Source organism: Bdellovibrio bacteriovorus str. Tiberius, from assembly GCF_000317895.1.
GTDB lineage: Bacteria > Bdellovibrionota > Bdellovibrionia > Bdellovibrionales > Bdellovibrionaceae > Bdellovibrio > Bdellovibrio bacteriovorus_F.
Genome location: NC_019567.1, coordinates 2,132,948 through 2,147,355 on the forward strand (window position 1 = coordinate 2,132,948; position 14,408 = coordinate 2,147,355).

The 14,408-nt window shown below is 49.9% G+C and carries 10 protein-coding genes; 4 read left to right on the forward strand and 6 right to left on the reverse strand.

Annotated features, from left to right (window positions below; all coding sequences use genetic code 11):
- The first annotated feature begins 33 nt into the window (after positions 1–33).
- The 4 genes from BDT_RS10225 (at position 34) to BDT_RS10240 (ending at position 4,203) form a co-directional block, all read left to right on the forward strand.
- Complete coding sequence (locus BDT_RS10225; protein ID WP_015091163.1) at positions 34–588, forward strand: TetR/AcrR family transcriptional regulator; 555 nt, start codon at positions 34–36, stop codon at positions 586–588.
- A gap of 202 nt (positions 589–790) precedes the next feature.
- Entirely contained in the window at positions 791–2,689 is a 1,899-nt protein-coding gene (locus BDT_RS10230; protein WP_015091164.1) for a lipoprotein N-acyltransferase Lnb domain-containing protein, read from the forward strand.
- Positions 2,689–3,087, forward strand: coding sequence for a hypothetical protein (locus BDT_RS10235; RefSeq protein ID WP_015091165.1), 399 nt, complete (start codon positions 2,689–2,691; stop codon positions 3,085–3,087). The genes BDT_RS10230 and BDT_RS10235 overlap by 1 nt, the downstream gene beginning before the upstream one ends.
- Positions 3,088–3,192: 105 nt before the next feature.
- Positions 3,193–4,203 carry an LLM class flavin-dependent oxidoreductase gene (locus BDT_RS10240; protein WP_015091166.1) on the forward strand — a complete coding sequence of 337 codons (1,011 nt, stop codon included), beginning with the start codon at positions 3,193–3,195 and terminating at the stop codon, positions 4,201–4,203.
- On the opposite strand, the gene BDT_RS10245 is transcribed toward BDT_RS10240, so the two are convergent.
- From BDT_RS10245 to guaA, 6 genes are all read right to left on the reverse strand, one after another.
- Positions 4,200–5,864, reverse strand: coding sequence for a substrate-binding domain-containing protein (locus tag BDT_RS10245; protein ID WP_015091167.1), 1,665 nt, complete (start codon positions 5,862–5,864; stop codon positions 4,200–4,202). The two genes, BDT_RS10240 and BDT_RS10245, sit on opposite strands and share 4 nt — an antisense overlap.
- Before the next feature lie 229 nt (positions 5,865–6,093).
- Positions 6,094–7,023, reverse strand: a complete 930-nt coding sequence (locus BDT_RS10250; protein WP_015091168.1) for a hypothetical protein — start codon at positions 7,021–7,023, stop codon at positions 6,094–6,096.
- Between the two features lie 13 nt (positions 7,024–7,036).
- Positions 7,037–8,209: a hypothetical protein gene (locus BDT_RS10255; protein WP_041577611.1), complete on the reverse strand. Its 1,173-nt coding sequence runs from the start codon at positions 8,207–8,209 to the stop codon at positions 7,037–7,039.
- Between the two features lie 2 nt (positions 8,210–8,211).
- Positions 8,212–11,751: a DNA polymerase III subunit alpha gene (gene dnaE, locus BDT_RS10260; RefSeq protein WP_041577613.1), complete on the reverse strand. Its 3,540-nt coding sequence runs from the start codon at positions 11,749–11,751 to the stop codon at positions 8,212–8,214.
- A gap of 72 nt (positions 11,752–11,823) precedes the next feature.
- The gene (locus BDT_RS10265; protein ID WP_015091171.1) at positions 11,824–12,792 is read right to left on the reverse strand and encodes a hypothetical protein; all 969 of its coding nucleotides are present in this window, start codon (positions 12,790–12,792) and stop codon (positions 11,824–11,826) included.
- A 94-nt stretch (positions 12,793–12,886) separates the two neighbouring features.
- Positions 12,887–14,407: a glutamine-hydrolyzing GMP synthase gene (gene guaA / locus BDT_RS10270; protein WP_015091172.1), complete on the reverse strand. Its 1,521-nt coding sequence runs from the start codon at positions 14,405–14,407 to the stop codon at positions 12,887–12,889.
- Position 14,408 lies beyond the last annotated feature (1 nt).

The window sequence follows — 14,408 nt, forward strand, 5'->3', positions numbered from 1 at the left end:
ACCTTGAATGCAAGGGCTGAAAAGGATTAGAGTATGGACACTAGAACCCGCGCCCTGGACCTGGGACGCCATTATCTGCAAACCCTTGGTTTTAACGGCTTCAGCTTTCAAACTGTTGCTGACGCTCTGGGTATCCGCAAAGCCAGTCTGCACTATTATTTCGCCTCAAAAGAGGACCTGGGCATGGCACTGATTGAGGAATATCAAAAATCCTATACCGACTGGGCCGTAAAAAGAGAGCATCTCTCTGCCGAAGAAAAAATGGAACAATTGATCCAGATGTTTGTCAAAATCGGTGCCGATCACAAGATCTGCCCCGGTGGAGTTTTGTGTGCGGATTTTGGTGCCGTTTCAAATCCAATGAAGAAAAAACTTCTGCAGTTCCATCTTGGCCAAAAAGCCTGGCTGGTTCGCACGCTAAAACAAGGCATACAGGAAAAGACTTTCCGAAAGAATCTGGCCGTGGAAGAAACCGCCGATCTGATTCAAGCCAGCATTCAAGGGGGCTTGCAAGTGGCGCGTATTCGCGGCGAAATGAAAAGCTTCAAAATCCTGGGTAAGACGCTCATTCAAAATCTAAAATCATGACTTCTCTGAGCAGTCCGTAGGATTCACAATCTCTACGCTCCGCTCCACAATCGTTCCATCATTTCCTCTTAGTAATTCCATAATTTACAAAATTTTTGCTACCACCCATTGGCACTCACTTTGCTCTAAGGACACTGCTTGTGTTTTTTGGAGTCATTGTGCGACCAGCCCACATCAGAGGGCTTTAAGGAATGGTATTCATATGAAATACAGATCTATTACAGCTCTTGGCCTTCTGTTTTTCGCGACAGTCAGCGCGAATGCCGCGTCATTGAATGCAGACTCCGAGGTCAATACGACACTGATCCGGGAATTCCTTTCAAAAACTGAAATGCGCCTGCCACCCCAAGTGATCAAGTTCGTCGGCCCACAAACAGTTGATTTTAAAGACATGGGTGCGCTCCCGGGGAACCTGTGCAGCAAAGATGTGAATTATAAAGACCTGGTTAAAAGCAGCATTCTCAAGTTCCGCAAGCGCATCTTTCTTCACAAAGGTCTTTTGCCTTATCTGAAGGGAGCCAAATCCCCTTGTTCAGGTGACAGTATTCAGAATATCGCGGCCCGCGCTTTGATCTTTGAGATTTCCCGCCTTTATGACCGTTCTGACAAACACTGGGACAATGCCGCTGATAAGGCCGCTCTTTCAAGTTGTGAATTTCAACATGAAACAGATCGCCAGAACGGCAATCTGTTTCCGATCTGCCAGTATTATTTGAAAAGCTCGTACCGCGTTTCGGGATCCCCGTCTTACAAGAATCTTTCTGACTTTAAAGGGAACCGCATTCAAAGCAAAAACGAACTGCCTGTGCGTGTCGGAAATATCAACGAACTGGATTCGCCGGACGAACACTTTGCTTACAACTTCACTCAGTTTTTGACTGATCCCAGCTATCAGTGTCGTAAACCTTCTTTCCACACTTACTTCCAACGCCTGACCGGATTTGTCCCTTTTACTGCCGAAAACTGCGCCCCCGTCACCCATCTTTACACCAGCACCGGCGCCTGGAAGATCGACATCGATCCTGCCAAGGTCTACGAAGTCCATTTCCTTTTTGCCAGCAAGGGTGAAGAGATGATGAGCCGCTGGGGGCACTCGATGCTTCGCCTGGTGGTGTGCGCCCCCACCCGCAAAACTGTAGGACCAGAATGCCTGGCGGATGTGGCTTTCCATGTGGTGTTAAGTTACCGCGCCAACATTGATGACGTAATCGTGAATTACTGGGATGGCCTGACTGGTAAATACCCGTCCCAAATCATGACGTTCTCAATGAATGAGGTGATTGATGAATACACTCGGGGCCAGTGGCGCGACCTGATCAGCCTGCCACTGAAGATCTCTGCGACTGAAAAGAAAATTCTGGTGGAAAGCGCGCTTGAGCACTACTGGAGCTATGCTGGTGACTATAAATTCCTGTCCAACAACTGTGCTTCGGAAACAGATCAGTTGATGCGCTCGGCTTTGCCGAAAAGTCATTCTTATCAGGACACCTTTGCGGCAAGTCCGCTGGGTGTGTATCGCAATTTGAAACTGCACAACCTGGTGGATGAAGGTCTTTTGAAAGACGAAAAAGACGCCAAACGCAAAGGCTATTTCTTCCCAAGCCAGAAAGAATCCCTGGACAAGGCCTTTAATCACATGCGCCCGTTCTTCGTGGGATATCGTGATTTGTCCGAGTGGGCGGAATACTCCAAAGCTTCAGAGCGTACAAACGTGTACCAGACGCTAGAAACCTTCGAAGACCTGGGCAACGCCTACATTCTGGAAAAGTACGCCAACCTTGTACAGCAGGGACTGCAAGGCAAGCTGATCACCCGCCTGCTCCAGGGCGAAAATCGCGAGACCGCCTTTGTTCAGGTGATTGCCGGCATCAACCAGGCTTCACAAAATCGCCTGCCCTGGAGACTTGCTCAAGGTGGTTACGGCGTGCCCGTGGCTGCCGAGGTGGTTTCGGATGAAGAAGTCACCCTGCGACTGCAGGAAGGCATCAAATGGGGTTCAGCTTACAAAGATTTGGTTATGAAAAAGTTCCCGGGCATTGACCAGGAGCTTGTTGGAATTAAACAGAACCTAGAACTACTAACAAACCGCAGGAGGTTTTAATGAAAAAACTAGTACTGGTCTCTTTGCTGATCATGGGTATTGGCATCGAATCCGCGATGGCACGCCCTCACCACAGACCGCGCCCAGAGCACGGCCGTGGCCACGGTGGTCACCATGGCAACAGCGATTTCGGTGACGGCGTATTGGCAGGCTTGCTGCTTTCCACAGCAGCTTTGTTCATGAGCGATATCACAGCCAACCATTCTCAAGCTGTGTACTTGTATGCTGACCAGGATGCTGCAACCTTCCTTGCTGAAGGCGGCGAGCCGACTCCAGCCTTGGCGCAGGCAATGAACTATGAGCGTGATTTCCTGGCGCGTGCGCAAGTGGAAGCTTCCGCTGAGCTTTCTGATCAGGAAGTGGCTTATTTGGTTATGAGAAGATCTGAAAGCCTGTAATTCAGGTTTTTACTTCGGACCACGAAAAAGGGGCTGAGAAATCAGTCCCTTTTTTTATTTCGGATACGAGTTGTTGTTTCAGACAGACAGGACTATAATGTGCCTATGTCTGATACTAAAAAGCTTTCCGAAATTCAACTCTCTGTCCTGGACCTTGCGCCCATCATCGACGGTAAATCCGTCGCGGACTCATTTCACAACACTCTGGATCTGGCCCAGCACACAGAAAAATGGGGCTACAACCGTTATTGGCTGGCCGAACATCACAATCTTGATGGAATTGCCAGCTCTGCCACATCAGTTTTGATCGGCTATGTGGCCGGTGGAACCAAAACCATCCGTGTGGGCTCTGGCGGCGTCATGTTGCCAAATCACGCGCCTTTGGTGATCGCTGAACAATTCGGCACGCTGGCGCATTTATACCCGGGTCGTATTGATCTGGGGTTGGGACGTGCGCCGGGCACAGATCGCCTGACCATGCATGCTTTACGGCGCGATATGCAGGGAAACGAAAACGATTTCCCTGAAAATGTGCGCGAACTGATCGGATACTTTGCAAAAAGCCACGGGCATGAACGTGTGCGTGCGATTCCAGCGATGGGAACCGAAGTTCCGGTGTGGCTGCTGGGATCCAGCCTTTACAGCGCCCAACTGGCAGCAGTCATGGGACTTCCTTATTCCTTTGCCGGACACTTTGCGCCGGAACAAATGGAAGAAGCGATCCATATTTACCGCTCCGGATTCCAGGCATCCCGGTACTTGAAGAAACCTTATGTGATGGTGGGCCTGCAGGTGGTTGCCGCTGACACCACTGAACAAGCCCAGCGCCTGGCCACAACCCTGTATCTGCGTTTTCTGGGAATCATCCGCAATCAGCGCGTGAATCTGCTGCCACCCGTAAGCAGCATGGAACAAATCTGGCGCCCGGGTGAAAAAGAAATTGTCTTAAGTAAATTGAGCAACGCCATCATCGGCGACAAACACGAAGTCAAAGCGGGGCTGGAAAGATTTATCCAGCGCACCGGTGCTGATGAAGTGATGATTTTGTCTGATATGTACGATCATGCTGATCGTCTGCGCTCGTTTGAACTGACCGCGGAAGCCTGGAAAAGCTAATCCTGAGACATCAGGTGCCAGTCTTTCAGATTGTATTTGTTCAAAATACTTTCCAATTCACCACTCTGACGTGCCTGCAGGAACCAGTTCTGCAGGTGCTGAGGAACAGAACCAAACTCGGGCTCTTTCGGTACACTGACAAGAACCAAAGAACTAAAGCCAGTCAATGAAGTCGGCACCAGTTTCAGGTTCACACCCACTTTGCGACCCATAGAATAGCTCAGCAGATTGTAATCACCCAGCGCCAGATCCACGCGACGGTCGTTGATCATCTTGATCATACGATCTGCCACATCCGAACCTGTCAGCTTGATCACGCGGGATCCACCAGAAGTGGAAAACACTTCCGCACTGCCTTCGCTGCCCACATCGGCATAAACGATTTTTTTAGTGGAAATGGATTCACTGTCGATCAGGGAATCTTTGTAATTCAAAGGCACCAGAGCGCCCAGATAGCTCATGCCCAAGTCAGGACCCACGATCCGAATGTTCGGCAGATACCGAACCATATAGGAAGGAACGATGATGTAATTCACCTTGCGCGACAGAAGGTTTGATACCAATCGGGTGTTGGCGATACTTTCCATCTGCAGGATAAATCCATGTTCTTGAGCGATACCTTTCAGAATGTCATAAATGTATCCACCCCAGACACCCGGGCCTTTTTCGCAAAGATACGGGCACAGCGGCGCCACGCCGATCTTCACAATCAGACGATTGGTAGAAGATGTCGGAATGGATTTCGTTTTCACCGGCACCGGAGTTTTTTCCGGCGTCACCGTCACATACTTGGAAGAAGGACGTCCCATCCACCCCGGATAGTCCTTCACCGACTGAGCCGTCACCGGAAAAGTGGGAACCAGTTTCTTGGTTGGGACTTTTTCTTTCTTAAGATAAGCAATCAGGTTTCGCGCCGTCTCGCGCCCCAGCTCCGCACAGAACTGGGCGGAATCGATGATTGTCAGTCTTTTGTTTTTGATATTTTCAACCGACTCCGGATCACCGTCGAAAGTGGCATGACGAATCTCGGTGCGTTTTTTCTCCCAAAGGCTTTTCACGATCGTGATGCCACCCCCGTCATTTACGGTCAGAATCAGATCCACGCTGCCTTTTTCCGGAAAGTCTTTCAGGAACTGTTTTACTGCCACTTCGCCCGATGCCGGATCCACGGCCTGATAACGCTTCAGAACTTTGAAGTTGCGACTGTGTTCACGAAGAGAATCGAAGAACCCATCCACGCGATCCATCGTGGAAGACACCTGCGGGTATTCAAAGACCACAATACGGATTGTGGTGCCCTTTTCAAAAGTCTTTTCGATATAGTCGCCATTGTCACGACCACCCTGATAGTTGTCGCTGGTTAAAAACGACGCCAGGTTCCCGTTCACGATATACTGATCGTACGCAATGACCGGGATACCCTTGGTATTGGCCTCTTGCAGACCGCGCGCCAAAGCCGAGTTGTCGGTCGGCTGAATCACAATCACATTCGGAGTTTTTTTAAGGGCGTCATCCAGCTGGGTCGTCTGATTCAAAATACCTTTACGACCTTCGCCAGCCACATAAGGAATCACTTTAATTTTATCAGAATTTGATTTGTTGAATTTTTCGATCTCTTCTTCAAAGCCTTTTCGCATGGCCACCTGGCCTTCGATCTTCATGCTCCAGTATAATGCAGGAACATTCCACGTTGTTGAAGCGTGTGAAGAAAAAGAGAAAAGAAATGCGCTGATAAAAAAACAAAACGTATTTGTGCCCACACAGCGAGTATATCTGATGCTGTTATGGGCTCCAAATAAGCAATTTAGAATTGCGACCTGTTAATGAAAGAAAATAAATTATGTTTACAGCAAGAGGCGGAACCATGATGTTCCGCAAATATCCGCGACGTTAATACAACTCAATGCGATCATTCTCTCTGAATCCAGAGCCGGAATGTATGACGGCAATGGATCCATCGTTACCGAAGTAACTGATGACCTCGAGTGTTCCTTTCAATCTGCCCGGAACACGACCGATATGACCACCGCTTTCAGGGTCATACACATCGTCACCGTCTTCAGTGACTTTCAAAAGATCTCCCACTTGCAGACCCGAAACTCTGCCGACATTCAGATAAATTCTGTCGCCATTGATCGCAGCAATGCGTCCTTCCCAAGTGACTTTATCCAAAGACGCCAACACCTGCGGAGTAAAATCAAGGAATGCATCTTTTACCAAAACTGTGATCATATCCGGGTTGTTTGCCAGGAATTTGTCTGTTTCAACACGTTCCGCGACACGCACACCTTGCTCTTCCACGGTGACAGTTTTTACCGTGTTAAACACTTCGCGGCCCGCACGGCCAGTTACAACACGCACCTGCGCCACCACTTCAAATGCCGTGGTCAAATGACGAACCACGCCCACGTTGTCAGCTTTGCGTTTGATACGAATGTCGATGATCTTGCCTTCAAGAACTGTGTTCACACCCAGAGCCTGGGCCGCTTTGGCGACTTCTGCCAGCTTGTACTGACCATTTTCAATCATCTTGGCCAGATCCACTTTCAATTCACGGCTGTCCAGAGCAATGACTTCGCCTGTGCGATTCAAGTCAGCAATAAAAGCAGCACGAGCCTGATCACGCAGTTCCTGCGGGCGTTTGTCACCAGCATCCAGGAACGGCAGAACCATCATGCGCTTGCGAGGAGCAGAATCATCCTTGCGCGCCTCATAGTTCACATCTTTGATTTCCCGGCGGGTGGTGGGATTTGCACTGCGATCCAAAGTTGCACACGCAGTCACACAGAAAACAATTGCCAGACAGAATAACTTTTTCACCAGGAGTCCCTTCCTACTGAGCCCACTTCAAAACGATCTCATTTTGCCCTTCAGACACGCGGGAAAGCCTTTTCCCGTCCATATCCAAAGTTTCAAGCTTACCCACCAGCTCCGAAGCCGGCACCGATGTGTCGACCTCAAAGCTGACGCTGTCAGCACTGACCAGACGCTCACGGATGTTTTTCACCTGAGTCAATTGCGAGCGGATTTTTTCTTTCACACCCTCAAGAACCGGCAGCGGCTGACGGCCCTGAATGGTCAGACGGATCACGGAAGTCCCGACAGAACCTCTTTGCCATGCATCCATCACCTGCACTGCCAGATCATTGGCTGTGCCTTCCAGAACCTCACGCAATTTTTTATCAATCGCATTTTCGAAAGAACCAGAATCCGTATCAAAACGACGGGACACATCAGCAATGGCGCGGCCGTTGCTGACCTGCAAAGCTGTCAGCTTGATTTCAATACGGAAGTTGTTGCGCTCCCCTTTGGTCAGATTCACTTGGCCGTCAACCACCACTGGAGCGTTAAAGTACTGCGCAAAGAACTGAGCGTCCTCGCCACCGACTTTTTCATTCTGGAAGTCCGCCGGAACACTGGCCGCCAAACCCGCTTCGATCGGCTTGATCAGATAGAAATTATTCTTCTGGAAAGCTCCACGCAGGGCTTCTTCCAGCAGACGGCCTTCCTTCACCAGGAAGCCTTGCGGATTTTTATCCAACGGCAACCACCAGCGATAGCTGCGACCTTCAACACGGTCCTGCCAGCTGACCAGCGGAAGCACCACCGGCACCGCTTCGTTTTCATTCAAAAGGGAACTGTCCTGAAGCATCTGTTTCAGATCCTTCAAAGACACTTTCATCGCCACCGACATTTTGAATTCATCCGCGCTTTGAGTCAGCGCCGACGGCTTCGTAAATGGAATGTAGCGCGCAGAATTGCGGATGATTTTATTTTGAATCAGGGTTTTATTTTTCAGAAAGCGGTCGTTACCGATCAGCTCCTGAATGATTTCTTCAGAGACTTTTTGAGCCGCTTCATCCTGAATGACTCTTTTTGCCACCTGCGGGTTGGTTTCTTTGGATACACCGGAATAGGTGCGATCCACCAGTTCTGCCTGCTGGGCCAGGGCGGTGCCACTTACGATGCTCATCAATGCTGCTGCAACCACACTTACTAAACGCATTCCTAGCTCCTCAACTCGATAAAGTCCGTTCTTCCAAACAGGGAATGAACGCCTTCAAAGAATTCATTATTCACACTGATCCCCTGAGCCTCTTCCATCTCCATCAGGACACGGCGGTTCAGCTCACCCAGCTCGATTTCAAGACTGACCGAGGTTGTCCCCGGATAGTCCTTCATCAAAGACTGCAGGCGCGGGTAATCATCAGGATTAATCTTATCCAATCTTAGTACCATTCGCTTGGTTTTTTTAAGGATATCTTCCAATGGAGAAACAGTATCAACCATGATCTTGGCCGAACCATCCTCCACTTCCAGACCACCCCCGACCAGGACAGGCCTTTCATCGCGAAGTTGCGCTTCAAAACGCGCATAAGAATCCGGGAAGATCACCAACTCGCAGTTGCCTGTCAGGTCCTCGACCTTGCCGAACGCCATGCGAGTTCCTTTTTTCGTGATCAGCTCGCGAAGCTCCGTAATAAGCCCCGCAACCACGACACGTTTTTTACCCGCATCACGGTTTTTCCAGTCTTTTTTGGCAGCCTTCAGGGCTTCAGCTTCCGGACTGCCCGGAGCTGGCATCTGTGCTGGCAGGTCAATCACCTTGCACGTCGTCCAAAGCTCAGAAAGCGTGTCAAAACCCTTCAACGGGTGATCACTCAGGTAAAAACCCAGAACTTCTTTTTCGTAAGTCAAAGAGGCTGTTCGCGCCCAGGGCTTCACTTCCTCCAAAGTCACTTTGGTTTCCGTCGAAGGTCCCAGATCAAACAATGAAGACTGACCCATTTCGCGGTCTTTTTGCAGACCGATGGCGCGATCCAGATACTTCTGATAACCACCCACCAGCTGTGCACGGTGCGCGCCGAAACCATCAAAGGCGCCGGCTTTGATCAGACACTCGATCACTTTTTTATTCACACGACGGGTGTCGATGGAATTAAAGAATTCATCCAGCGTGGTGAACTTTTTGTCTGGCAGATTGTTGCGGGCCTCGATGATGGCCTCGACCGCATTCTGTCCCACACCTTTAATCGCCCCCAGACCGAAGTAAATCTCGTCGCCATGAACATCAAACAGATAATCCGAATAGTTCACACTTGGGGACCGGACGGTCAACCCACGTTTGGTGGCGTCTTTGGAATACTTTACGATCTTTTCCGTGTCGGAAAGCTCGGTACTAAGCAGAGCTGCAAAGAATTCAGCCGGATAGTGACATTTCAACCAGGCCGTCTGAATAGTGACGACCGAGTACGCGGCAGCGTGGGATTTATTGAAACCGTAATCGGCGAACTTATACATCAGATCAAACAGATCCGATGAACGTTGTTTGTCATGCCCGCGCTCAATCGCCCCTTTCATGAAGCGTTCGCGGTGCTGATCCATTTCCTCTTTGATTTTCTTACCCATCGCACGACGAAGCATATCCGCTTCACCCAGAGAATATCCGGCAATGCGCGAGGCGATACCCATAACCTGTTCCTGATAGACCATGATCCCGTAGGTCTCAGACAAAACTTCACGGGTGTCTTCCAGAAGGTATTCCACCGGCGCCTTACCGTGCTTACGATCGGTAAAGTCCGGAATGTTCGCCATTGGACCCGGTCGGTACAACGACGTGATCGCAGTGACATCAGCAAACGAAGAAGGGCGGATTTTACGGGTGGCATCGGTGATGCCCTCACCCTCAAACTGGAACACCCCGGCCGTATCCCCGCGTGACATCATTTCGAAAGTCGCGGCATCCGTCATCGGAATCATCTGCGACTGGATTTTTTTGCCACGGTTTTTCAGAATCAGCTTCAAAGCGTGATTGATGTGAGTCAGGGTCTTCAGACCCAGGAAGTCGAACTTGATCAGGCCGATTTTTTCGGCGTGTTTCATGTCGTACTGAACGACCTGCTCGCCGTCAGCGCCCTTGTAAAGCGGAGCATGACGAACCAGCTGACCATCGGCGATGATAACCCCGGCGGCGTGGATACCGGCATGGCGAACCATACCCTCAACCCTTTGCGCAAGATCCATCAGGGTGTTCACCGTTGGATTCATCTCCATCATCTCGCCGATACGAGGTTCCATTTCCATGGACTCTTTCAGATTGATACCGAGCTTGTCTGGAATAAGTTTTGTTACCGCATCGACTTCAGGGAATGTCATACCCAATACACGCCCCACGTCCTTGATGGCGGCACGGGCCTGGAGCTTTCCATAGGTGATGATCTGAGAAACGGATTCCTGACCATACTTGCGGGTTACATACTGAATCACTTCCTGACGACGATCCTGACAGAAGTCGATATCGAAATCGGGCATGGAAATACGCTCTGGATTCAGGAAACGCTCAAACAACAGGAAGTTAGGAAGTGGATCCAAATCCGTGATTCGCAGAACATAAGCGACCAGGGAACCGGCACCGGAACCCCGCCCCGGACCCACCGGAATGTCATTCACCTTTGCCCAGTTGATGAAGTCCTGGACGATCAGGAAGTAACCGTTAAAGCCCATGCGATCGATAATGCCCAACTCGTATTCCAGGCGCTTGTCGTATTCTGGAATCTTGTCTTCCGGCACCATCTCGCCACGTGCGGCAGCTTCTTCAAAGCGCACCAGCAATCCAGCTTTGGCTTTGCGGGCGATGTCTTCTTTCAAAGACAAACCATCATCTGTCGGGAATGTCGGCAGGTGATAGATCGGTTTACCCTGATCATCTTTCAGTTTGAACTTCACATCACAACGTTCCATGATCTGAAGTGTGTTGGAGATGGCCTCAGGCACATCCGCAAACAGCTCCTGCATCTGCTCTGGTTTTTTTAGATAAAATTCATCCGTGCCCAGACGGAAACGGGATTCATCGCTCAAAGTTTTATTCGACCCGATACAGATCAGAACTTCCTGAGCCATCTGGTCATCCTGAGTCATGTAGTGCACATCATTGGACGCCACAACAGGAACTCCGGTGATCTTGGAAGCTTCCAGCAGGAATGGATTCAGGCGATCCCACTCGGCAACACCTGTTCGGCACATCTCCAGATACAGGCGGTCGTTGAAGATTTCTTTCAGCTGACGGATTTTCGCCAAAGCCGCATCCGGCCCTTCACGCAGGAAGGACTCTGCAACTTCACCGCGCAAGCCGCCCGTCAGACAGATCAGATTTTCGTTATACTGCTGAATGACTTCGTAATCGATACGAGGCTTCCAGTAAAAGCCCTCTTGGTAACCGATGGAAGAAAGTTTACACAGATTGCGATAGCCATCGTTGTTTTGCGCCAGCAACACCAGACGGCGTGGTCCGGTGTTGACCTGATCACGGTCCTGCTTTTTTTCAAGACGAGATCCTGGCGCGATGTACGCATCCAAACCCAGAATTGGTTTTACGTTGTTGTCCTTACAGGCAAAGAAGAATTCAACAGCACCGAACATGTTGCCGTTGTCAGTAAGAGCCACCGCAGGCATCTGCATCGCCGCTGCTTTTTTAGCAATGGCTTTGACCCGGCAAGCGGCTTCCAAAAGGGAATATTCTGAGTGGACGTGTAGATGAACAAAAGACATGACAATTTCATATCTTAGCCCCCTTTTTGTTTCAATAAAAGGGGGCGTTTAGATCACAGTTCGCCCGGCGCGTTAAAAGACCCCAAGTTGCACCAGCGGCTGAATGGAAACTCCGCCCGGAATTTGAGCAGACCCCAGATCCAATCTGTCGTTTTTAACGGGAATTTTGATAGTTTTCGCCCCCAGCCCCGCATCTATCGTGACTGTGAGAATAACTCCGGAAACCTGAGCCGGATTGGTCGCCCCGTCGATATTCCAAAGCGTTGCCTGATCGTCGCGGAATTCGATTTTATCACTGTTCGGCGCTGCCGGGTCTTTTTCAAGTTTTACATCCAAAACACTGGCCGCATACCCATCAGCCACTTCCATATCCACCTGCAATTTTTGGCGAAGCATTTCATTGGCGTATTTGATCAGTAAAACCGCCTTTTTCCCCGCAGCAGGTGTGACGAAATCCCGATCGCGGGTGCTATCCTGGGAAATCAGACCGATATAACGAACCGCCAAATCTGAATTGGGGACTTCTAATGAAAAAGGCTGAGTCACTCTTTGGCGATACTTGAAATCATTGAAAGACATCAGCAGACGTCCGTCTTCAAGGTTGAACAGACGATAACCTGTCACTTCAGCACAGCATCCACCCAAGCCCGAAACCAGCACCGGATAATTGTCGTGCACATTCAGCTCTGTCGCGACCTCGGATTTGCCCCACAGAACCTGCTCCAGACGCTCCCCTTTACGAACGCTCCAGGAAATGCTGCCGGAAATACCTTCAGCACTCAGATATTGCTCGGTGGTTTTGGCACTGCCGACCAAATACAGCTGATCTCCGTCCACTTCCGAGTAAGAACGAAAGGTTTGATAATCCTGCGACGTGCGTTGAATCACCCGGCTGCCATCTTCAGCCTGCTTCAATTTAAAACTGGAAATGCCAGAGCTTTCATACAGAATCTGCCCCGCGGCAGCCAAAGCCGCCACGCAGGATAGAACGATAAGTAAAGTGATGCCCTTAGAGATTTTATGGATGTGTTTTGTTTTCATTCCAAGAAGGCTAACAAAACCAACCCCCAATCAGGAGTTACACAAAAATCATGACAAACAAAAAAGGTACCTGCTTTTTTCAGGTACCTTTTGGTTATTCCCACTCGATGGTGCCGGGGGGTTTGCTGGTGACGTCGTACACTACGCGGTTGACGCCTTTGACTTTGTTAGTGATCAGGTTCGAGACTTCACGCAGGAACTGGAATTCGAATGGATACCAGTCTGCGGTCATGCCATCACTGGAGGTGACTGCACGCAATGCCAGAACATGATCGTAAGTTCTAGAGTCACCCTGAACGCCCACGGTCTTTACCGGAAGCAAAACGCAGAACGCCTGCCAGATTTTCTCATAAAGACCGCGACGACGAAGCTCTGAAATATAAACATCATCCGCTTCTTTAAGAATTTGTAGTTTTTCTTTCGTCACTTCACCCAACACACGAATGGCCAATCCCGGACCCGGGAACGGATGACGCCACAGCATTTCTTTCGGAAGCCCCAGCTGAGCTCCCAAGGCGCGCACTTCGTCTTTGAAAAGTTCACGCACAGGCTCTACCAGACCCAGTTTCATTTTCTCAGGCAAGCCACCCACGTTATGGTGCGACTTGATTGTCACACTGCCACCCACCGAAGACACACTTTCAATCACATCCGGATAAAGTGTTCCCTGCGCCAGCCACTTGATAGGAAGTTTGTGGTCATAGCTTTTATCAAAGACTTCAATGAACACGCGTCCGATGGTTTTACGTTTATCTTCAGGATCAGACTTACCCTGAAGGGCTGAAAGGAACTCTTCAGAAGCATCCACACCGCGCACATTCAAACCAATGCGATGATAGGATTCAAGAACAGCTTCGTATTCGTTTTTGCGCAACAGTCCGTTATCAACAAACACGCAATGAACGCGCTCAGCACCCAAGGCCTTGGTCAACAAGGTCGCCACCACGGTGGAATCAACGCCGCCACTTAAACCCACCAGAACATGATCCGTAGGTCCGACTTTATCCTGTGCTTCCTTGATCAAAATATCCTTGATGTGAGGAGCATCCCAGTCCGCCGGTGCCTGACACATGCCTTGGGCGAAATATTTCAACAAATCCATTCCATGATCGGTGTGCGCCACCTCAGGGTGGAATTGCACCGCCAGAACGCCTGGGCCCTGCATGGCAGCCGGATGATTGCCGTCGGAATTGGCGATGATTTTAAAACCCTCTGGGGCTTTTTCAACCACATCGCCGTGACTCATCCAAACTTTTTGTCTTTCAGGAACACCCTGGACCGGACTGGACCATGTTACATAATTCAGGCCGTACTCACGATGTTCAGCGCGAGTCACTTTGCCGCCCAATTGGTGAGTCAAAAGCTGCATTCCATAACAAACACCCATGACAGGACTTATGTTACGAAGCTCAGCCACATTTCTTTGCGGCGAACCGGATTCATAAACTGAATTTGGACCGCCACTAAGAATAATGCCGTAAGGATTTTTCTTACGGATTTCTTCCGTGGAATATTCAAACGAATGAATCTCTGAATAAAAACCCATCTCGCGCAGTCGACGGGCAATCAGTTGTGTGAACTGGGAACCAAAATCAAGAATGACAAAACCACGCATA

What these genes read in the sequence shown, in the direction of transcription:
- BDT_RS10225 (WP_015091163.1), top strand. Translation starts at nt 34, where the DNA reads ATGGACACTAGAACCCGCGCCCTGGACCTGGGACGCCATTATCTGCAA.
- BDT_RS10230 (WP_015091164.1), top strand. Translation starts at nt 791, where the DNA reads ATGAAATACAGATCTATTACAGCTCTTGGCCTTCTGTTTTTCGCGACA.
- BDT_RS10235 (WP_015091165.1), top strand. Translation starts at nt 2,689, where the DNA reads ATGAAAAAACTAGTACTGGTCTCTTTGCTGATCATGGGTATTGGCATC.
- BDT_RS10240 (WP_015091166.1), top strand. Translation starts at nt 3,193, where the DNA reads ATGTCTGATACTAAAAAGCTTTCCGAAATTCAACTCTCTGTCCTGGAC.
- BDT_RS10245 (WP_015091167.1), bottom strand. Translation starts at nt 5,864, where the DNA reads ATGAAGATCGAAGGCCAGGTGGCCATGCGAAAAGGCTTTGAAGAAGAG.
- BDT_RS10255 (WP_041577611.1), bottom strand. Translation starts at nt 8,209, where the DNA reads ATGCGTTTAGTAAGTGTGGTTGCAGCAGCATTGATGAGCATCGTAAGT.
- dnaE (WP_041577613.1), bottom strand. Translation starts at nt 11,751, where the DNA reads ATGTCTTTTGTTCATCTACACGTCCACTCAGAATATTCCCTTTTGGAA.
- BDT_RS10265 (WP_015091171.1), bottom strand. Translation starts at nt 12,792, where the DNA reads ATGAAAACAAAACACATCCATAAAATCTCTAAGGGCATCACTTTACTT.
- guaA (WP_015091172.1), bottom strand. Translation starts at nt 14,407, where the DNA reads ATGCGTGGTTTTGTCATTCTTGATTTTGGTTCCCAGTTCACACAACTG.